Below are 21,254 nucleotides of genomic sequence, written 5' to 3'. Positions count from 1 at the left end.
ACTAAAATTTTCACAATGAAAAAGATATTATATGGATTAACCGGATGTCTATTATTATTTGGTGCTGCATGTACCGATATTGATAATTACGACGGGCCTAATGCTAGCTTAAGTGGCAAAATTATAGACTCAACTACAGGCGAACCTTTTATTACGGGTCAGGGAGAAATGTCTATAAGACTTTGGGAAACAAGTTGGGGTGAGAAGCCATCACCTCAGGATCTCGTTGTTAAGCAAGATGGCACATATGTAAACACAAAACTGTTTAAGGCAACATATAGTGTTCTGCCCTACAGCGGACCCTTTTGGCCGGTAGCTGATACCATTAAGAGTTTCAAATTGAATGGATCTAATACTTTAGACTTTGAACTTACTCCTTACCTTAAGATTATTGATGTGAAATGGAATCTGGATAAGGATAACAAGTTGCAAATGTCTTGTAAATTACAAGCTCCTATAACAGAGAGCTTACCAACCGTTCTGGAAGTGAGACCTTTTCTTAGCTTAACACAATACTGTGGAGCAGGCAACCGGATTCAAGAATATTTTAAAGACGAGTACCGCGTAAATATTAATAAGAATTGGTGGGACGGTGTTGGGGATATGAAAACCGGAATCAGTAACGAGACCTATACAGTATCGCGACTACAACTAAAACCAGGTAGAACATATTATGTTAGAATGGGTGCTAAAGTAAAAGACAACTTCGAACAGTTTAATTATTCTGAAGTAATTAAGGTAGAAGTGCCTTAACCAGTTCAGATACGGATGTTCAAAAAATAGAGATAATTATCATCCTGAATACAACCAAAGGATATTTTATTCAAACAACATTTTGTTTGTTATTCAGGATGATGATTTTACACCCATAATGATTTATTTCTAATGATGCTTAATTTGAGCATCACAGAACTCTCTACGTAATTTTTAATCTATCTAAACCAATCAGTATGAAAATTAATAGAGTCTATTTTCTATTACTTATTTTGATTTTTTCAGCTTGTTCAGCTAATAATAAAGGAATCGTAGGACAATTACAACCTGTTGATTATGTTAACCCCTATATAGGCAACATTAGTCATTTGTTAGTACCTACTTATCCAACAATACATCTGCCTAACAGTATGCTCAGAGTTTATCCTGAGCGTGCCGACTATACAGGAGATGTTCTTAATGGGCTACCCCTTATTATAACCAGTCACAGAGGTAGTTCAGCTTTTAATCTGAGTCCTTATCAAGGCGATAAGAAAAACATATCACCAGTTATCTCGTACAGTTACGATAACGAGAAGTTGACTCCCTATTTTTATGAAGTAGATTTAGACGATCAACAAACGCATATCCAATATGCACCCTCACATCAATCGGCAATATATAAAATTGATTATAAGCAAGATAATTCTCCTGTTTATCTGATCTTGAACTCAAAAAATGGAGCTATAAAAGCAGAAGGAAATATTGTACAAGGATATCAGAATCTAGAAAATAATACAAAAGTATATCTATATCTTGAAATAGAGCAAACTCCGCTTCAATCCGGATTATGGGTAAATAATGCTATTAATGAAAGTCAGAAGCAAGCAAAAGGTAACAATGCCAATGTTATACTCTATTTTGGAGACAAGGCTCAAACGTTAAACCTGCGTTATGGAATCTCTTTTATTAGCGAAGAGCAAGCTAGAAAGAATCTGGAGAGAGAACAAAAGGACTATGATGTAAAACAATTGGCAGACAAAGGTCGTGCTATTTGGAATGACATGTTAGGCAAGATTGAGGTTGAAGGAGATAAGAAAACAGATAAGGAAGTATTCTATACTTCGCTCTATCGGTGTTACGAACGTCCCGTTTGCATTAGCGAAGATGGCAGGTATTATAGTGCATTTGATAATAGTGTGCATGAAGATGGAGGTAATCCCTTTTATACAGATGATTGGATATGGGATACTTACCGTGCAACACACCCCTTGCGTGTACTAATCAATGCAAAAGAAGAAGTAGACATTATCAACTCATATCTAGCTATGGCCAAACAAATGGGTACTAACTGGATGCCTACTTTCCCTGAAATAACAGGAGACTCAAGACGAATGAATTCAAACCATGCTGTAGCTACCGTTATTGACGCATATGCAAAAGGACTCCGAGGTTTCGATCTGGAACAAGCATACGAAGCATGCAAAAAAGGAATAGAAGAAAAAACACTGATTCCCTGGTCGGGAGCACCCTCTGGATGGATTGACGATTTCTACAAAAAGAACGGCTACATACCTGCTTTAGCAGTAGGCGAAAAGGAAACCGTTGCCAATGTAAACCCATTCGAAAAACGACAACCAATAGCCGTAACCTTAGGCACATCTTATGATCAGTGGTGTCTGTCGCAAATAACGAGGGAACTGGGTAAAACAGAGGAGGCTGATTATTATTTAAAATGTTCGTATAACTATCGAAACGTATACAATGCCGAAACGGGTTTCTTTCACCCGAAAGACAAAAACGGAAAATTTATAGAACCGTTCGATTATCGTTATTCGGGAGGAATGGGAGCACGCGAATATTATGGTGAAAATAATGGTTGGGTATATCGTTGGGATGTACCTCACAACATAGCAGATTTAATAAGTTTGATGGGAGGTAACGAGCAATTTATAAATAATTTGAATCAAACATTTGTAGAGCCACTTGGCAAAAGCAAATTTGAATTTTATGCTCAATTGCCAGATCATACAGGTAATGTTGGACAATTTTCGATGGCAAATGAGCCCAGTCTTCATATACCATACCTATACAACTATGCAGGACAACCATGGAAAACTCAAAAACGTATCCGTACTTTACTTAAACAATGGTTTCGTAGCGATTTGATGGGAGTTCCCGGAGATGAGGATGGCGGCGGTATGTCGGCATTTGTATGTTTTTCGATGTTGGGCTTCTATCCGGTTACACCCGGTATACCTGTGTATAACATTGGTAGTCCACTATTTAAATCGGCTAAAATGACCATGAGTAATGGAAAGGTATTCGAAGTCGAAGCTATAAACTGTTCTGACGACAATAAATATATTCAGTCGGCAACATTAAATGGTAAAGAGTGGAACAAACCTTGGTTTAGCCATTCGGATATAGAAAATGGAGCTAAACTAGTTCTGGTAATGGGCAATACTGCAAATAGAGCATGGGGAGCAAACGATGTTCCACCATCGGCAAAGTAATAGTATGGATTGAATAATTTATTAATAATGAAGAAGATAATTGCATTTTTGCTTTGTGCTCTAAATATAGTAGCAATAGCTGCCTTTCCTGCTGGCAAGACAGACAAGATATTGAATAATGAGCTGCCGAAAGATGTTCTCAGCCAGTTGAATAAATACAATCTGATATGGAATACAACAAGTATTAATGGTTCTATGAAATCTATGCCATTAGGTAATGGAGATATAACAGCTAATGTATGGGTCGAAAAAGATGGAGATTTAATGCTATATATTGGGAAATCTGATACATGGAGTGAGGCAACTCGTCTATTGAAAGTAGGTAGAGTCAGAATAAATTTTTCTCCTAATCCATTTATCGGCAATACCAGTTTTCAGCAAACTCTTAATTTACATAAAGGTGAGATTAATATTAAAGTTGGAGAAAAAGGAAATACTACAGATATTAAGCTCTGGATAGATGCCAATCAATCTGTAGTACGAATTGAGACAAAATCGGATAAAAATATCTTGATTAACTGCACTACCGAATTGATGCGTCCTCAACCTTTTACCCTCACTTCGGGAGATCATCCTTTAGCATCCAGTTTCAGAGGTGTTATAGATGGAGATATAAGACCATCTGAATCGGCTGATGTATTAGTCAAAAAATCAGATAGGATACAATGGTATCATCGTAATGAGAGTTCTTTTTTTGAAACAATCTTGACAAAACAAAATGTAGCCGAACTTATAGGTAAATATCCCGACCCATATCTGCATAGAACCTTTGGGGCTACAATTATGGGGACTGATATGACTGCAATGAATGATAGTACTTTGGCTTCTATTAAAGAAGGAAGAAAGTTCGATATTTCGATCTATCCTTATACAGCACAAACCTCCACAGTAGAGCAGTGGGATCAGCAATTAGGGCAACTAATTATCGAAGCCAATAAAGAACCCTTAAATGTAAGCCATAACAAGCATTACGCATGGTGGGATCAGTTTTGGAATCGGAGCTGGATATTTTTGTCAGGAGATGAGGATGCTGAGAAAGTTACAAGAGCTTATCTCTTACAACGCTTTATGATGGCTTGCCAAAGTCGTGGAGCATATCCTGCTAAGTTTAATGGGGGGAATTTTACTTTCGATTATAAAGGAAATAATGGAGACTATCGTAATTGGGGATCTGGTTATTGGTATCAAAACTGTCGATTATACTATTGGCCATTAACCGCTTCGGGTGATTTTGATTTGAAGAAACCATGGTTCGATATGTATATGAATATGCTTAATCTCCAAACCGATATCACTCGTATATATTATGGGCATGGAGGTGCTTTTTATCCCGAAACGCTCAATTTTTTTGGAATGTATATTCAAGATGACTGGGGTTGGAACAATCAAGGTAAAGCAGCTCAAACCAGATGGATACGTCATCACTACTCGGGTACACTCGAAATGTTATCCGAAATGCTGGACTATTATGATTATACGAAAGACGAAGTATTTGCCCGAAACTATATTGTTCCATTTGCTACACAAATTATTCGATTCTTCGATCAGCATTGGTCACGTGTTAATCAGGAAATTCGATTTATTCCCGCAGGAGCATTGGAGCAATTCTGGGATTGTCTTAATCCGGTAGATTATATTTCGGGTTTAAGATATACAATTGGTAAATTAAATACTTTGCCTCCAAGCATTGTAGATAAACTTTTGCTTGATGAATGGAATAATTGTGCTAATTCTTTGACGCCTCTTCCAATGACAGCAGATAAACAAAAGATATTACCGGCAGAAGAATATGGTGTAGGTCGTAATTTCGAAAACCCTGAATGTTATCCAATATTTCCATTTAAACTTTATGGATTGGAGCGTCCGGATCTGAATATTGCACTGAATACTTTTAACGATCGGATTTTCAAACAGACTACATGTTGGTCGCAAGATGTGATACAAGCACCTTTATTGGGTTTAGCCGATCAGACAAAAGAGTACTTGATGAAAAATGTAAATGCACTTGATCCGGATATCGCGTTTCCTGCTTTTTGGAAACCGGGAAGCGATTATGTTCCCGATTTAGATAATGGAGGAGCTATGGCTATGGGATTACAAAATATGATGCTACAAAATGTAGATAATAAAATATTGGTATTACCTGCATTACCCGCATCATGGAGTGTTGATTTTAAGCTACATGCTTTTGGAAACACAACTGTACGAGTGATAAGCAAAGGAACTGATATTTCAACGATGGAAGTTTTTCCTTCGAAGCGTAAGCAAGATATTATATATAAGAAATAATAATTATAAACTAATTACATCATGAAAAAAACATTCTTAGTATCTCTTCTACTAGCAGCAATAAGTTTGTCTGCTCAACAAAAGAATACAGATATAGAACCCTGCCCCGAGTCGGTGGATGTGGTATCTGTTTACAGTTTTGGCGCAAAAGGCGATGGAAAAACAGATGATAGCCAAGCCTTTCAAAAAGCAATGGACTCTTTCGGTAGCAGAGGGGGAACGGTGTATGCACCTAATGGAACCTATCTGTTGGCAGGATCACTAAATGTTCCTCAAGCCGTAACCTTAAAAGGTTCAATCGAATCGGTAACCTCTCATAATGGAATAAGACAACCTGAGTTACCTAAACCGGGTGATGATGGAACTACATTTCTCATTACCGGAAATAAGGGTAACGAAAAAGCTAGTCCTGCTATAACTCTCAATACCAACAGTACACTGAGAGGTGTAGTAATGTTCTGGCCTGCACAAGAGCCCGATAAGGTGCCGGATGCTTATCCATGGGGAATTGCCATGCGAGGCAAAAATCCGGCTGTGTTAGATGTAGAAATGCTCAATCCTTACAATGGAATTGATGCTTCTCATAACGAACGGGCTTTGATTCGTAACATTAGTGGACAACCCTTACGTAGAGGTATTTATGTAGATGCAATCTATGATATAGGACGAATTGAGAATGTACATTTCAATCCTTGGTGGAGTATGAAACCTGCACTCTATAACTGGCAAAGAGAACATGGGGAAGCATTTATATTCGAACGTACCGATTGGCATTATGTTATCAATACATTTTGTTTCGGATACAATGTGGGATATAAGTTTGGTGCGAGTTCGGGCAGCGAAGGTGCTTGTAATGGAAACTTTTTGGGAATAGGAGCCGATGCTTGTCATACTTCTGTAAAAGTAGATCAAAGTGCAGCTTACGGAATACTTATTACCAATGGCGAATTTGTAGCTATGCAAGGAAATGATCCTACAATGGTTGAAATAACATCTGCTAATAAAGGAAATGTACGCTTTGTTAATAGTGCTTTCTGGGGACCTTGTAATCAAATAGCTAAGATTGACGGGCAAGGAACTATTGGTTTTTCGGATTGTATTTTTGTAGAGTGGGATCGAAAGGGCGAAGGACGTAGTGCCATCCAAGTACATAGCGGATCGGTTTTAGTAAGAGGCTGCGACTTTAGGCATGATAGTCCTCAAATATCAATTGACAAAGGTGTTACACGTGCCATTATATCCGAAAATACGATGAAAGGAAAAGTACGTATCAACAATAAATCTACAAATAGTTATGTAAATGGAAATTTAGGAACCGAATAATCGATTTTCCTATTTACGATAATTAACTCAGAAATAAGACATGAAAAAAATAAGCATAGTATTTCTTGTTACGATTTTTGCAGGAATGTTGAATGCCCAAAATTATCAACGAATAACTAATGGTATAAAGGCAGAAGTAGAGTCAGTAGGCATTGAAGTACACTTCTACAGTCCTACGATAGTTCGTATTCTGAAATATCCTAGAAATGAGGTTCCTGAAGCGAATAGCTTTTCGGTGATAAAAAAAGAGGGAAATACACCCTTTCAAATTAAGCAATATAACAATGTCGTAAATCTTTCATCCTCAGATGTAGTTGTTTCTCTAAATCTAACAACAGGCGATGTCTCGTTCAGTAACATTGATGCAAGTCCATTAATTTCGGAGAAGAGTGCAACAACTATATTCACTCCACAGAAATACGGTAAAGAGAGGACTTACGAAATACGTCAAACTTTCTTGTTAGATAAGCAAGAGGCTATATATGGGCTTGGTCAGCATCAGCAAGGGCATCTGAACCAGCGAGGGCAAGAAGTTCTTCTTCAACAAGCAAATACAGAGATAGCTATTCCTATTATTCATTCAGTAAAAGGATATGCTGTACTTTGGGACAATAACTCTTCTACTACCTACAAAGATTCGTATGAGGGTCTGTCGTTTACTTCCGTCTCAGGAAAGTGTGTTGATTACTATTTTATGTATGGTAAAAATGCAGATGGTACAATTGCTCAAATACGTGATCTTACAGGACAAGCTCCTATGTTTCCTTTATGGACATACGGTTTTTGGCAAAGTCGCGAACGTTATGTTTCACAAGACGAGCTTGTGGGTACGGTGAAGAAATACCGAAGCTTATCTATTCCTCTTGATGGAATTATACAAGATTGGCAATATTGGAGCACTGATAATAAACTTTGGAACTCTGTTGAATTTGGTAATCCTGAATTTCCAAATCCACGAAAAATGGTTGATGATGTACACAAATTAAATGCTCATATTGCAATATCAGTATGGCCGTCTTTCGGCCCAAATACCAATATACATAAGGAGCTAAAAAGTAAAAACTTACTATTTAATTTCGATGTATATCCACATAACATCGGGGTAAGAGCGTATGATGCTTTCAATCCCGAGGCTCGCCAAATATATTGGAAATATATGAATGACAATCTTCTGTCAATAGGTATAGACGGATGGTGGCTCGATTCTACTGAACCGGAGGATAATATTAATGAAGAGGGTTTGAGTGAGCCTACAAACATGGGAACATTTAGAGATGTACGTAATGCTTTTCCGCTTGTATCAGTAAAGGGAGTTTATGAACATCAACGTGAGACAACATCCGATAAACGTGTGTATATTTTTACTCGTTCGGCTTTTGCAGGACAACAACGCTACGGAGCTAATTCGTGGTCGGGCGATATTGATTCTCGTTGGAGCACACTCCATAAACAGATTTCAGCAGGATTAAATTTCTCTTTAACAGGAATTCCTTTTTGGAATACCGATATAGGTGGTTTTTGGGCTGGACGTGTATATCCGGAAGGTATAAAAGACAAGGCTTTTCATGAATTGTATGTACGATGGATGCAGTTTGCAACATTTACCCCAATGATGCGTTCGCACGGAACTAATACACCTCGCGAAATATATCAATTTGGAGAAAAAGGTGATTGGGCATTTGATGTACAAGAGAAATTTATTAATCTACGTTATAGCCTTCTTCCTTATATGTATTCAATCGGTCACGAAATTACAGTCAACTCGGGTACAATGATGCGCGCATTAAGTATGGATTTCGCAGAAGATATCAAAGTTCATAATATAGATAATCAGTTTATGTTTGGAAAATCTATCCTTGTTGTACCCGTTACCGATTCTATGTATGTAGATCGTATTGATGGAAAAGCAATAGAGAATTTCAATACAGTAAAACCGCAGAAAGTTTATCTTCCGAAAGGAGCAGATTGGTATGACTTCTGGACAGGTGAGAAGTTTAAAGGTGGACAAGAGATAGACAAAGCTACGCCAATAGACATTATTCCTCTGTATATAAAAGCAGGTAGCATCCTTCCTTGGGGACCAAAGGTAGAATATGCTACCGAGAAGAAATGGGATAATTTAGAGGTGTTCATTTATCCGGGAGCTGATGCAGAATTCCTGTTGTATGAAGATGAAAACGATAATTACAACTACGAAAAGGGAGTTTTCTCTACAGTGAAAATGAAGTGGAACGACAAATCTCAAACATTGGTAATCGAAGCACGTCAAGGTGAATTTCCGGGTATGTTGAAAAAACGAAACTTCAATATAACTATCATCCATGAAGGATATAGTATTGATAAGCTGTCAGGTAAAATAGATAAAAGCATTGTTTATCAAGGAAAACAAGTCGCTGTTAAATTTTAACTGATTCAAATTTAAAGCATGAAAAAGGTAGGTTATAGGTACACAATATTACTATTATTGATACTAATACACACTTATATGTTTTGAACATAAAATCAAATAACAAGGAGGAGATATTACAGTTATTACCAAACGTGGTTTAAAGCGTCATCCTCATAGTTTACCTAACCCTACTTTAATTGTCTATTTCATTCTTAATTCGATATATAATTATTAATATAAATAATAAAATGACAAAAAAACGCAAGAACAAAAAGTCTGTAATTCTAACTACATGTCTTTCCCTATTCACTTTATTTTCAGTAAATGTATGCAGTCAACAAAATCCATTCATTCAGCATATGTATACTGCTGACCCATCAGCTCGGGTATGGAATGATGGACGATTGTATGTATATGCTTCACATGATATTGCACCGCCTAAAGGGTGTGATTTGATGGACCAATATCATGTCTTTTCTACAGATGATATGGTGACTTGGGTCGATCATGGCGAAATACTTCGTTCGAGTCAAGTACCTTGGGGCAGACCCGAAGGCGGATTTATGTGGGCTCCCGATTGTGTCTATAAAGATGGAATATATTATTTCTATTTTCCTCATCCCAGCGAGTCTAATTGGAATAATAGCTGGAAAATAGGAGTAGCTACCAGTAAATATCCAGCCAAGGATTTTGTTGTGCAAGGTTATGTGCAAGGTTTAGAATCGCATATTGATCCTCATGTATTTATTGATGATGATGGACAAACCTATATTTATCAAGGAGGTGGAGGAGTCTGCAAAGCAGGCAAGTTAAAGGATAACATGATGGAAGTTGATGGTGCGTTGTTAACCATGGAAGGTCTTACTGATTTTCATGAAGCAGCATGGGTGCACAAGCGTAATGGAATTTACTACCTTTCATACTCAGATAATCACGATGATAATCTGAATGATGGAGTAGAAGGTGATAATAGAATGCGCTATGCAACAAGTAATAGCCCTTTAGGTCCTTGGAAATATGAAGGTATTTATATGAATCCAACAAATAGTTATACAAATCATGGCTCGATAGTAGAATACAAAGGTCAGTGGTATGCATTTTATCACAATAGTGAACTATCTGCTAAAAATGGAGTGTTTAATGATTGGCTACGTTCTATTTGTGTAGATAAGTTATATTATAACGAAGATGGTACTATCAGGATGGTAAAGCAAACTACTAATTTAGAATAGCTAGACCATTCTTCTAAAAAAACTCTCTGAAAAAATCAGAGAGTTTTTTTTAGTTCTATTAATAATCTTAATAAATAATGGTGATTATTCGTTCTTTTGAGTAAAGAACCTAATTCTAAATTGTTTTGTAATCAGCTAGATTGAGCCTATTTCTTTTTTATTTCACTAATTTTTCAACAACCCAACTAATCCATGACCACTTACAAATATACATTCTGATGCACTTAAAGGGTATATCGTACCAATCAACGAATTACCAACTTTATGCTTCCACAAAAGCTTACCAGTAAGACCATCTAAGGCAAAGATTACTCCATTTTTGGTACTGCCAAAAACAATGCCATCTTTTTCGACGGGCATTGAAGCAGCATGGTCATAGCCATAACCAATATTTGTAATCCAAAGTCTCTTCGGCTCACTTTCTAACGTCGAATAGCAGACTACACTGTCTTGCATGGTCTTGCTATATACTCTGGTCGCATCTTCCGATAGACCTATCGTTTCTCTTACCATTGGCTCTTTTGTACGCCAGACAGTATTACCTGTTTCTGCATCTATAGCTGTCATCACCCTATCAGGAGCAGTAAAGAATATTTTCCCATGTGCTGCCACCGGCCATACTGCTGCGGGTGAAAAATGCATACGACTAAGTCCTCCATCCCAAGTCCAGATTAGTCTACCTGTTACTTTATCCAACGCATACATAGTATTGTCCCATGCACCGAAAATAACTTTACCCTGATATATAAGCGGACGAGTTTCTATATAGCCTTTTACTTCAGTGTATTCCCAAATCAACTTTCCAGTTTTAAGATTTAGAGCTCGAAAAGTATGATCACTCGCTCCAATATAAACAGTACCATTATCAATAATTGCACTTCCCAGAACAGGTTCTTTTGCCGAATATTTCCAAATGAGCTTACCATTCGTAGTATTTAAAGCATAAATAGTTGCATCTGCTGAACCAAAAACCACAATATCATTGGAGACAGCGGCAGTTCCTACGATGCGATTACCTGACTGAAAAGTCCAGTTTACATTTCCACTTTTGGCTGATATAGAATAGAAAGCTCCCGTATCGTCACCAATAAACACATTGTTATCCGATACTACGGGTGATGCGTAGATAGTTTTACCAATATTTGTTACCCAGACTTCCTTTATCTTACTATACTCTTTATTTATAGAAAAGTCAGGACGCTCATAAATCGAATTATCTTCAGTATAATATGTCTCAGTAAGAGAATATCCTCCCCATTGATGAAGATCCTGGCCTATTTTTTGTTCTGAAACTATAATAGAATCTTTTGTAACATCATAGATAGAATATCCACCTAAACCATCCATTTTATCACGCAGATTGGAACGATTTATAAATGCGGGTATTCCATCATAAAAAAACAATCGGTTGCTATGATAATGCCCTCCCAAAAATGCTTTTACATTATATTTCCGAACAGCATCTGTTACTTCATACCAATTATCAACATCAGTAGGTAACAGAGGATAATGTGTTACTAAAATTGTTGGCTGCTTAGGGTTTAGACTTAGTTCTTCTTCTAGCCAAACGATATCTTGTGGAGCCACATGCCCGTCCATCATACGAATAATAGGTCCTGTAGCAAATCCTAAGAATTTAAACCCATTGTATTCGAATTGAAAACGTTCCGAACCAAACACATGGGCAAAATCAGTAGAACCCGATTCGCTCCATTTCGTTTCGTGGTTTCCCGATATTATATAATACTTTACATTCAACTGATCCAACAATCCTTTTGCTTTCAGTAACGAAGCTCTGTCTCCTTCTTCTGTTATATCTCCTGTCACTAATATAAAACTGATATCTGGCGTTTTATTCAATTGATTGACAGTACGTCTCAAATCATTATATGCCAACGAATCGTTGCTTCTCACATGTAAATCTGTTATCAGAGCAAAACGAAAATCTTGAGCTGAAACAACAACAGAAAGCAATAACAAGATTAATAGTAAACATTGCTTTTTCATAGTATTAGGCTATTTAAAATTGGCTATAATAAAATTGTAAAAGAATTCAATAAAAGGTCTGAAACCTCAATCTTCTGCCCGATAAGCATCAGTAGCTTTCTTTACAGAACCATGTAATAACAGAAGACGATTAGCTTCTTCATAATCTAAGCCCAACTCGTCTATAAGCATACGTGTCCCTCTATCAACTAACTTTTCATTAGACAATTGCATATTTACCATGCGATTACCTTTTACTCTTCCTAATTGAATCATAGTGGCAGTTGTAATCATATTAAGAATCATCTTTTGCCCTGTTCCCGATTTCATACGAGAGCTACCTGTTACAAACTCAGGACCAACAATCATTTCAATAGCTATTTCGGCTTCCTGAGCAATAGGCGAATCGGGATTACTAGAGATTGACGCTGTTAATATTCCATGTTTACGGGACTCACGTAAAGCACCTACTACATAAGGTGTTGTACCTGATGCAGCAATACCTATAACCGTATCTTTTTCGTTGATATTATATGCTTTTAGTTCTTCCCATCCTCGCTCCATATTGTCTTCGGCTTTCTCTACAGGATTGCGAAGCGCAGTATCACCTCCAGCAATAAGCCCTATTACAAGTGTATTAGGCATTCCAAAAGTCGGAGGGATTTCCGAGGCATCCAATACCCCCAAACGTCCGCTTGTACCTGCTCCCATATAAAAAATTCGACCTCCTTGTTCCATCCTTGGAACAATCTGTGATACTAATTTTTCAATGGCAGGAATAGCTTTCTCTACTGCCAATGCAACTTTCTGGTCTTCTTTATTTATATCAACCAAAAGTTCATGCACCGATTTCTTTTCTAAATCGTCATATAAAGACGGTTGTTCTGTTATTTTTATAAAAGTCATAGCTATTTTATTTTGTATCAATAAAGCGACACTTGTTTCCCTTTAATATTCTTTCCTTTCTATACACCCACATAATCTGTTATACCAATGATATGCCTGTGCGTATTATACTCTAACATAATATTCAGAATGATATTTGATAAGCCCTTCCATGGGCAACTGAACAATAGTTCCAATTTTTAGACCTAGGTCAGCCCCTACTCTATTTATCACATCTTGATAGTAATAAGATAACGAACCTGTAAGATGTACTACATTATTCTTATAATCATACTGCATCACATTCTTCACAAAAAAATCTTTGAAGGCATTATATACCAGTGCATATACCGTCTCGTCATTGATATTCTCTTTCAAGAAAGGTGACAAGCTTGCTAAGAAACGATTGGGCATAGGCTCTTTATACACCTTTTCTAAGATGAGAGCCGGAGTAAGTTTAAACTGTTCCAGAAACTTTTCCTTCAATCCGGGAGTTAATTGGTTTTTCAGGCATGCTCCCAAAAATAACCGTCCTAAAACAGCACCACTACCCTCGTCTCCAAGTATATATCCTAAGGGAGATACATTTTCGACTATCTTTTGACCATCATAGAAACACGAATTCGACCCTGTGCCAATAATACAGGCGATACCCTTATTTTTACCACATAAACCTTTAGCTGCTGCTAATAGATCGCTACCAACTTCTATATTCGAAGCCTTGATATGATCAGCTATTGCGGCTCTCACTATTTCATTTTTATCGGGAAATGCACATCCTGCTCCATAGAAATAGACCTTATCAATAGTATAGCCAGTAAGCTGGGGTAATAATGCCGTTCTTATCTCATCACTGATATCTTCACGCGATCTGAAGAACGGATTTATGCCTTTAGTAAAAACCTGTTTTACCAGCTGTCCCTTATCAACTAAACACCAATCAACTTTAGTTGACCCTCCATCTGCCAATAATATCATATCTTTATATAAATTTGTTTTTTATACAACACATTACCTATCATCCAATTAAATACAAGGAAGAGTAATGCAAAAATTAATGAACCTAAATAATCACCTAAGTAAGGTTGTAGGAAAATCTTATATATAAACGTTTTTATAGTTATGTCTGCTCCATCATATACAAATGAAATATTGCCCATTAAAATAGCAAACACACCTGCTGCTACAAAAATAAAAAGTGGATTAACACCAAATGTCTGAAAAAAGACACTCCACTTCTTATATCCTTTAATATCAATAATCCAGATAAGAAGAGCTAATAATAAAGAAGCCAGTCCACAGGTAGTTATAACATATGTTGGAGACCATATTTTTTTATTTATGGGACAACCGTAGCTTAATAGAAAACCTGCAAACATTAGTATAGTACCAATAATAAAAAGCTGTTGTATCTTTTCATTATTGTCTTTCTTATTTAAGAGTATTTTACCGCAATAAAAACCAATCAATACATGAGCCACTGAAGGTATGGTACTCAATAATCCTTCTGGATCGAGCACTACCCCACTGTCTACATACATATGATTTACTCCTAGAATAGCTCTATCGACCACCGATACTATATTATTCTCGCTAAACTCAAATCCATTGCCAAATAATAGAATCAAGAAATATCCAATCAATGTAATCACAATAATGTGAGGGATATATTTATGTTTTACGAAAATAGCGATCAATGATGTTATACCATAAGTGAGTGCCAAACGTTGCATCACACCCAAGATACGGAGATGCTCAAAATTAGTTACCGATTGTATGAGTCTATCTATAAAACTTAATTCCTCAACCGATAGTTTATTAAATGTCCTCAACGAAAGAGAAAACCAACCAAGCCCTAACCCAATAAGGAATATAACTGCTGTTCTTTTCAATATTTTGAATAAAGTAGGCATGCTAAATTCAAAATTGAATTTGCGAAGCGATATATAGGTTGATATTCCCATAATAAACATAAAGAACGGGAAAACCAGATCGGTAGGTGTAAGTCCATTCCATGAGGCATGTCCCAGAGGAGCATAAATACTTCCCCACGAGCCTGGATTATTTACCATTATCATTCCGGCAATCGTAATCCCCCTCATCACATCCAATGCTAAAAGTCTATGGCTAGATTGATCAGTCATACTTCACTCTATTTCTGCACATTAGTATTCATTTAAAGATTAACACAACAGGTCTGTAACCTCTTACTTATATAGATAGTACTTTTTCGATAATTGCTTAAAAGGAGCTACTTCTTTATACCAGAAATCAGAAATATCTGCAAACTTGTTATTCTTAGCAAAATTTAATCGGACATAATCACTACCTGATACCTGATCGAACATTCTGAAACGCTTATCATTAGCATTGTCAAATACAGCCTTATCGGGATAGAGATTTGCAATTTCCTGCATCACATAAAATTGTATTTCCGATAACCGAGCTTTTTCATAATTCATTATATGAACCTGTACACCTTCTAGTTGCTTACCTTGTCCAAACGAATAAAACGGTTTCAAGTACATAGGTCTGAAATAAAGACCGGGTAGGTACAGATTATTAAGATTGGCAGCCAAATCTTCAGCTTTAATCCACTCAGCAGCAAACATCTGAAACGGAATAGTATATCCAACGCCGATAGACATATAACCCAATTCGCCCAAGATACCCGATACGGGATAAAAAATAGCAGAAATAGGTTGTGGAATATGAGGTGAAGAAGGAATCCACTGTAAGCCGGTTTCTTCATATCTCATTTTTCTTTTCCACGATTTCATCTTTACCACTTGTAGCTTGCATTGTTTTTTCAACATATTCTCTCCATTCAGTAACAAAGCCAATTCGCCACAAGTAAGTCCATAGACATACGGTATCTTAAACTGACTGACAAATGAAATGAACTCATCGTCTACCAACCCACCTTCAACTTTTAATCCCCCCAAAGGGTTAGGTCTATCCAAAACAACAAATTCTATCCCTTTCTCCGCAGCGCCCTGCATAGCCAGCCCCATTGTACTGATATAAGTAAACGAACGGCATCCTATATCTTGAATATCGTACACTAAAACGTCAATACCTTCAAGCATTTCGGGTGTAGGTACTCTTGTTTTTCCATGCAAAGAATAAACGGGTAAACCGGTCTTTGGGTCAGTTGCATTATCCACATGATCTCCTGCATGAGCATCGCCACGTACACCATGTTCGGGTGCAAACAAGGCTACTAACTTTACATTAGGTGCTTCGTGCAAAATATCGATGGTCGATTTCATATGATTGTCAACACCCGTCGGATTAGTAATTAAGCCGACACGTTTTCCTTCTAACACTTTGAATTTTTGTTCTTTCAGAACCTCTATTCCTGTTTTTATCGTTATTTTCTGAGCATAAGTATTTGCAATCACAGCCCAGAGAACAAGTAATATCGCTAATCCTCTTTTCATATTCTATATTATGATTGTTATTTTTTTTCTTCTTTTGCTTTACCGTAGTTAGGATCTATTTTCAACAATGATACTGCTATGATCGGGATGATACTACAAATCATAACCCATACAAAGAAATGGTTATACCCTAGTAATTCTTGTAACCAACCAGCAAACATTCCCGGAATCATCATACCCAATGCCATAAATCCTGTACAGATTGCGTAGTGAGCAGTTTTTTGCTCTCCATCAGCATAGTACATCAGATATAGCATATAAGCAGTGAAACCAAAACCATAGCCAAACTGTTCAATAAATACACAGATATTAATTAGTATTAAACTTTCAGTTTGTGCAAAACTTAAGTAAACAAATGTAAGTATTGTAAGCAGCATGCTTAAGGTCATAGGCCAAAGCCATCTTTTTAGTCCACCACGTGCCGCAGCAAAACCTCCGATAATACCACCAATTGTAAGCCCGATAATACCAACAGTACCATATACCAAGCCAACTTCGCCCGTAGTAAGCCCTAAACCTCCAATTTCTCGGGAATCGAGCAAAAACGGATTTATCAATTTTAGCAATTGAGCTTCTGAAAAACGATAGGTCAACATAAAGAAAATTGCAGCCAATGCTTGTGGTTTCTTAAAGAAAGACACGAAAGTTTTAGAGAACTCCTTGAATATGGAACTTGCCGTAACATGTGTATGTGCTACATCGGAAGCTGGTCGGGGTAAAAATACCCGATGATAAAAGCTGAAAAATACAAATAAGCCTGCTAATACGAAGAATGTGATAGACCACGCAAATGGAATATTCCCTGACAAACCTTTATACTCTGCTCTACTGGTTTCAGAAAGCTTTGGATCGACCTGAAAAACTACGTATGCCGGTTTATTCCAGTTTTTTTCGTTAAAGGAAAGTCTATCTCCCGATATAAGAGAAATACTTCTATCCCCTTTATTCATTGTTGTATTCAGTACCATTTCTTTGCCCAACTCGGGTTGCTTCGAAAGTCGTACTGCTACCACCGCCACATTACCTGCCAGATTAGAAGTAGATTCATCAACCTCTCTTTTTTCACCAAACGAATCTCGAATCCAATTACCTAACGGCTGAGATACATATAATGTCCACCAACTAGCTTTATTCTTTTCAACCTCAGCTTTATGTGCTTCTGTTTCTTTAATTACAAATCCATTGTTTTCATTAGATACTGTAATTGACTTCATAAATACACTAAGGCTATCTTTGTCAACACCCTGCGTACCCATTTTCACAGTCTCTTTATCTACAATAAAAGTGATCTTACCTTCTTGCTCCTGAGAAATGGTATTCTGAGGAATATACATTGTTGACTGTGTATATTGTGGAGATACATCAATATCTATTTTAACAGGTTCACTACCCGATGTACTTTCCAGAAAACCAGCCAATATAATAAGAATACCTTGGCCCATAATGGTTGCCACACGGTAAAAAGTACTTCTGATACCCACGTACATTGCCTGCTGATTGGTATCTAGTGCCAGCATATAAAAGCCATCTGCCGCAATATCGTGTGTTGCCGAACTGAATGCCAAGAGCCAGAAAAATGCTAATGTAGCCTGAAAGAAGAATGGCAAAGGAATAGTAAAAGCAATTCCCGCAAAGCCCGCTCCTATAAGTAACTGCATGATAACAATCCACCAACGTTTAGTTTTCAGCAAATCAACAAAAGGACTCCAGAAAGGCTTGATAACCCATGGCAAATACAACCAACTGGTATATAATGCAATATCGGTATTAGATATTCCCATACGTTTGTACATAATGACGGCAATAGTCATTACAGCAACATAGGGAAGACCTTCGGCGAAATAAAGAGTAGGAATCCACGCCCAAGGCGATTTTTGTTTCTTTTCTTGCATAGTTTTATCTCTTAAGGTTTCAGACCTTACTTTGGTAAGTCCTTTATTTTTTTTATTAAGATCATCATATCGACATCACTTATGCATACTTCTTTTAATATCGTTTCTATATCTTTAGAAGTAATCTTATTAAAATCTTTTTCGAGTGGAGTGATTAGTACACCTCCCAAATCGACTGATGCAGGGCTGATTAAGATATTATAGTCACCTTCAGCAAAGAAGCAAGCCGGACGGTGTTTCGCACGAGGAAAAATACAACTGAACCATTTCCCATCTTCATACCAGGAAATAATATTCATCATTGGCTCTTTTTCGCCTTCTTTTATCTCCTGTAAAGAATATAGTTCCTTGAAGAAGTCAACAGCTCTATCTTTATCTTCGGCTTCAATTAAGAAACCATTTCTCAGATATTTTTTAAATGCAGAAACAGTTAAACCTTCGGTCTCTAATACTATTTCTTTATCTATTTGTTTAACATCTTCTTCGATAGGCATAAATCCTTTGCTCCCTGCCTGAAAATGAGCATGGTCGGGTGCAGAAGCTCCACATTTGGGTCCATTATAAAAAAAGGTATACTCATTCAAGTCCTTCGCCAGAGCCAGCATCTCTTTATACCTGTTTAAAACTAATTGATCTACATGCTCATAAGTAGGTATTGTAAAATGTTGTGGAAATATTGGAAATGGATTGACTAATATCTGATAAGTATTCTCAAACGGTATACCCTTCTGTACCAATGGCAAGTTTGCCGGACACAAGAAACATTTTCTCTCCTGAATGGATTTTGTATCTACCTTTGCTGCTGACGATTGAATTCGTCCCGGATTAAATTGCACTTTAATTACAAACCCATCAAAAGATTTCTCTTTTGATTCGACATTTGCTAAAGCCTCATAGTTTAATCGGGCTTGCTCCCACTCTTGTAATTGTTCCAAAAGTAGACTTTTAGCATCATCGGATGTTACATGTGTTTTCATTCAATTATTATTTTATTGTATGGGCTAACTTATTTATACGACCACCTTAGAAGGCAGACACATAAGCCTGCCCCTACGGTAACCTTATTATTTTTTATTGAAACTGATACGTGCCTCTACTTCCCATGTACGTATTCTGTCTTTATAAGTATTGTGTGCATTCATTTTCACAATATCCAACGAAGCATCCGAGTTATCATCCCAACGGCGACACAAATACAGGACATCATATATACGTCCGATCTGATATTCGCGAGAGAAATATAAACCAAGTGCATAATCTTCGCCATAGCTTGTATTAGGGACTTTAATATCTCTCAACAGAGGAGTATAAAAAGCACGCGGAGCACCAAGCCCGTTGATGCGAAGTGCATTATTACGACCATTATCGGGAGTCCACTCTTTATGATCGATAATACCAGGAGGAATCATCTTCATCTCGAAATCGGTCAACATATATGTACCAACAACCATAGCACAGTTTTGCTCATAGAAAGCATCTACAATCTTTTGTAACGTATTTTCATCCGAATATACATCGTCGCTATCCAATTGCACGGCAAACTTTCCACACTTCGGATGGTGTACTCCTGCATTCCAGCAACCACCAATACCCAATTCTTTGTTTTCGGGGATAACATGAATCAAACGCTCATCAGAAGCAAATTTTTCAATAGCCTCGCTTGTTCCATCTGTAGAATAATTATCTACAATGATAAGGTTAAACTTGAAGTTAGTTTTCTGACTCAATACCGATTTCACTGCATCTGTAATAGTACGAATACGATTACGAACGGGAATTATAACTGATGCTTCGAATTCAAAATCAGCTTTATTAAACTCAATCTTCTTGAATTGAGGTTTAAGGTAAGCGCCTATTTTCTTTAGATGATCGGTACAAGCTTTCTCCATTTCTATCTGTACTTCCCTGTTTTTAGGATCTACATAATCGAAAATCTTTTCGCCACTTTTACGCGTATCGTTTTCTATTTCGGTATATAGATATTCGTTGATGTGTACCAATTCTGCTATTTGCGAAACCTTTAATCTTAGGTCATACAATCCTGCAAATTTATAAGCTGTGTCCATTTGAGAAACAGCATTCTTTAAATCATCCGACTTGTAAATAAGAACAGACCCGAAGTTAAAATCATCTCTTAAACTTCCTTTTTGGTAAGCTATCACTGGACAATTCTTTTTATCGTCACCTACAACTTGATAATGGTCTGCATAAATAAGTCCTGCATCAGAATCTTGTGCCAATTGAATCATACGATCCAAAGCAAAATAGCCTAATCTAAGATCTGCCGATTTAGTATAGATCAATGTATATGCTGTATCTGCTTTTGCAGCTATTTTTTTGATTGTATCTGTCGATTTTAATGAGTTGATCGAAATAACCTCGCAACCCTCTACTTTATCTTTACAATCGTTATCGGTCAGTAAATAGATTTTATTTACCAGCTGTGATGCTTTCAAAGTTTCAACAGTCTCTTTTACTTGATTTGCACTTTGAAATGGAATAAAGCAATTAATATTTACTTTCATATTTTTTTGAAATTATGTAATACAAAATTTATTATTTCTTAGTTGTAGAAGTATATATTATACACCTCTACTTATATCATA

The 21,254-nt window shown here is 36.9% G+C and carries 14 protein-coding genes; 6 read left to right on the top strand and 8 right to left on the bottom strand.

All coding sequences use genetic code 11. From position 1 onward, the window contains the following. The first annotated feature begins 15 nt into the window (after positions 1-15). From HGC4_RS15730 to HGC4_RS15705, 6 genes are all read left to right on the top strand, one after another. Entirely contained in the window at positions 16-753 is a 738-nt protein-coding gene (locus HGC4_RS15730) for a DUF3823 domain-containing protein (protein WP_050711094.1), read from the top strand. Between the two features lie 197 nt (positions 754-950). Continuing rightward, a complete protein-coding gene (locus tag HGC4_RS15725; RefSeq protein ID WP_082204207.1) occupies positions 951-3,209 on the top strand; it encodes a GH92 family glycosyl hydrolase in 2,259 nt (752 codons plus the stop codon). Positions 3,210-3,236: 27 nt separating this feature from the next. Then, on the top strand, positions 3,237-5,498 hold the full coding sequence (locus tag HGC4_RS15720; RefSeq protein WP_050711093.1) for a DUF5703 domain-containing protein: 2,262 nt from the start codon (positions 3,237-3,239) through the stop codon (positions 5,496-5,498). Positions 5,499-5,519: 21 nt separating this feature from the next. Then, on the top strand, positions 5,520-6,821 hold the full coding sequence (locus HGC4_RS15715) for a glycosyl hydrolase family 28-related protein (RefSeq protein ID WP_050711092.1): 1,302 nt from the start codon (positions 5,520-5,522) through the stop codon (positions 6,819-6,821). Positions 6,822-6,861: 40 nt separating this feature from the next. Then, on the top strand, positions 6,862-9,228 hold the full coding sequence (locus HGC4_RS15710) for a glycoside hydrolase family 31 protein (RefSeq protein WP_050711091.1): 2,367 nt from the start codon (positions 6,862-6,864) through the stop codon (positions 9,226-9,228). A 230-nt stretch (positions 9,229-9,458) separates the two neighbouring features. After that, positions 9,459-10,442 (top strand): family 43 glycosylhydrolase, encoded by a 984-nt coding sequence (locus HGC4_RS15705; RefSeq protein ID WP_082204206.1) that lies wholly within the window; start codon positions 9,459-9,461, stop codon positions 10,440-10,442. A gap of 165 nt (positions 10,443-10,607) precedes the next feature. On the opposite strand, the gene HGC4_RS15700 is transcribed toward HGC4_RS15705, so the two are convergent. The 8 genes from HGC4_RS15700 to HGC4_RS15665 all read right to left on the bottom strand — a co-directional run bounded on the left by HGC4_RS15700 (position 10,608) and on the right by HGC4_RS15665 (position 21,173). Beyond that, positions 10,608-12,449, bottom strand: coding sequence for an outer membrane protein assembly factor BamB family protein (locus HGC4_RS15700; protein ID WP_050711090.1), 1,842 nt, complete (start codon positions 12,447-12,449; stop codon positions 10,608-10,610). 66 nt (positions 12,450-12,515) lie between these two features. Beyond that, complete coding sequence (gene murQ / locus HGC4_RS15695) at positions 12,516-13,334, bottom strand: N-acetylmuramic acid 6-phosphate etherase (protein ID WP_050711089.1); 819 nt, start codon at positions 13,332-13,334, stop codon at positions 12,516-12,518. Positions 13,335-13,439: 105 nt separating this feature from the next. Continuing rightward, the gene (locus tag HGC4_RS15690) at positions 13,440-14,291 is read right to left on the bottom strand and encodes an ATPase (RefSeq protein WP_050711088.1); all 852 of its coding nucleotides are present in this window, start codon (positions 14,289-14,291) and stop codon (positions 13,440-13,442) included. Continuing rightward, a complete protein-coding gene (locus tag HGC4_RS15685; RefSeq protein WP_050711087.1) occupies positions 14,288-15,457 on the bottom strand; it encodes an acyltransferase family protein in 1,170 nt (389 codons plus the stop codon). The genes HGC4_RS15690 and HGC4_RS15685 overlap by 4 nt, the downstream gene beginning before the upstream one ends. Positions 15,458-15,520: 63 nt before the next feature. Beyond that, positions 15,521-16,756, bottom strand: a complete 1,236-nt coding sequence (locus HGC4_RS15680; RefSeq protein WP_050711086.1) for an exo-beta-N-acetylmuramidase NamZ family protein — start codon at positions 16,754-16,756, stop codon at positions 15,521-15,523. A 17-nt stretch (positions 16,757-16,773) separates the two neighbouring features. Further along, complete coding sequence (locus tag HGC4_RS19295) at positions 16,774-18,648, bottom strand: MFS transporter (protein WP_050711085.1); 1,875 nt, start codon at positions 18,646-18,648, stop codon at positions 16,774-16,776. Between the two features lie 26 nt (positions 18,649-18,674). Next, positions 18,675-19,625, bottom strand: coding sequence for a DUF4922 domain-containing protein (locus HGC4_RS15670; protein ID WP_050711084.1), 951 nt, complete (start codon positions 19,623-19,625; stop codon positions 18,675-18,677). Positions 19,626-19,712: 87 nt separating this feature from the next. Then, a complete protein-coding gene (locus tag HGC4_RS15665) occupies positions 19,713-21,173 on the bottom strand; it encodes a glycosyltransferase family 2 protein (protein WP_050711083.1) in 1,461 nt (486 codons plus the stop codon). Positions 21,174-21,254 lie beyond the last annotated feature (81 nt).

Source organism: Dysgonomonas sp. HGC4, assembly GCF_001261715.1.
Classification (GTDB): domain Bacteria; phylum Bacteroidota; class Bacteroidia; order Bacteroidales; family Dysgonomonadaceae; genus Dysgonomonas_A.
The sequence above is the reverse complement of the archived record's forward strand: the minus strand, read 5'-3'. Positions and strand labels throughout refer to the sequence as shown.

Coding starts and splice junctions, on each gene's coding strand:
- murQ (WP_050711089.1), bottom strand. CDS start 13,334: ATGACTTTTATAAAAATAACAGAACAACCGTCTTTATATGACGATTTA.
- HGC4_RS19295 (WP_050711085.1), bottom strand. CDS start 18,648: ATGCAAGAAAAGAAACAAAAATCGCCTTGGGCGTGGATTCCTACTCTT.
- HGC4_RS15705 (WP_082204206.1), top strand. CDS start 9,459: ATGACAAAAAAACGCAAGAACAAAAAGTCTGTAATTCTAACTACATGT.
- HGC4_RS15710 (WP_050711091.1), top strand. CDS start 6,862: ATGAAAAAAATAAGCATAGTATTTCTTGTTACGATTTTTGCAGGAATG.
- HGC4_RS15685 (WP_050711087.1), bottom strand. CDS start 15,457: ATGACTGATCAATCTAGCCATAGACTTTTAGCATTGGATGTGATGAGG.
- HGC4_RS15690 (WP_050711088.1), bottom strand. CDS start 14,291: ATGATATTATTGGCAGATGGAGGGTCAACTAAAGTTGATTGGTGTTTA.
- HGC4_RS15730 (WP_050711094.1), top strand. CDS start 16: ATGAAAAAGATATTATATGGATTAACCGGATGTCTATTATTATTTGGT.
- HGC4_RS15665 (WP_050711083.1), bottom strand. CDS start 21,173: ATGAAAGTAAATATTAATTGCTTTATTCCATTTCAAAGTGCAAATCAA.
- HGC4_RS15700 (WP_050711090.1), bottom strand. CDS start 12,449: ATGAAAAAGCAATGTTTACTATTAATCTTGTTATTGCTTTCTGTTGTT.
- HGC4_RS15720 (WP_050711093.1), top strand. CDS start 3,237: ATGAAGAAGATAATTGCATTTTTGCTTTGTGCTCTAAATATAGTAGCA.
- HGC4_RS15715 (WP_050711092.1), top strand. CDS start 5,520: ATGAAAAAAACATTCTTAGTATCTCTTCTACTAGCAGCAATAAGTTTG.
- HGC4_RS15725 (WP_082204207.1), top strand. CDS start 951: ATGAAAATTAATAGAGTCTATTTTCTATTACTTATTTTGATTTTTTCA.
- HGC4_RS15670 (WP_050711084.1), bottom strand. CDS start 19,625: ATGAAAACACATGTAACATCCGATGATGCTAAAAGTCTACTTTTGGAA.
- HGC4_RS15680 (WP_050711086.1), bottom strand. CDS start 16,756: ATGAAAAGAGGATTAGCGATATTACTTGTTCTCTGGGCTGTGATTGCA.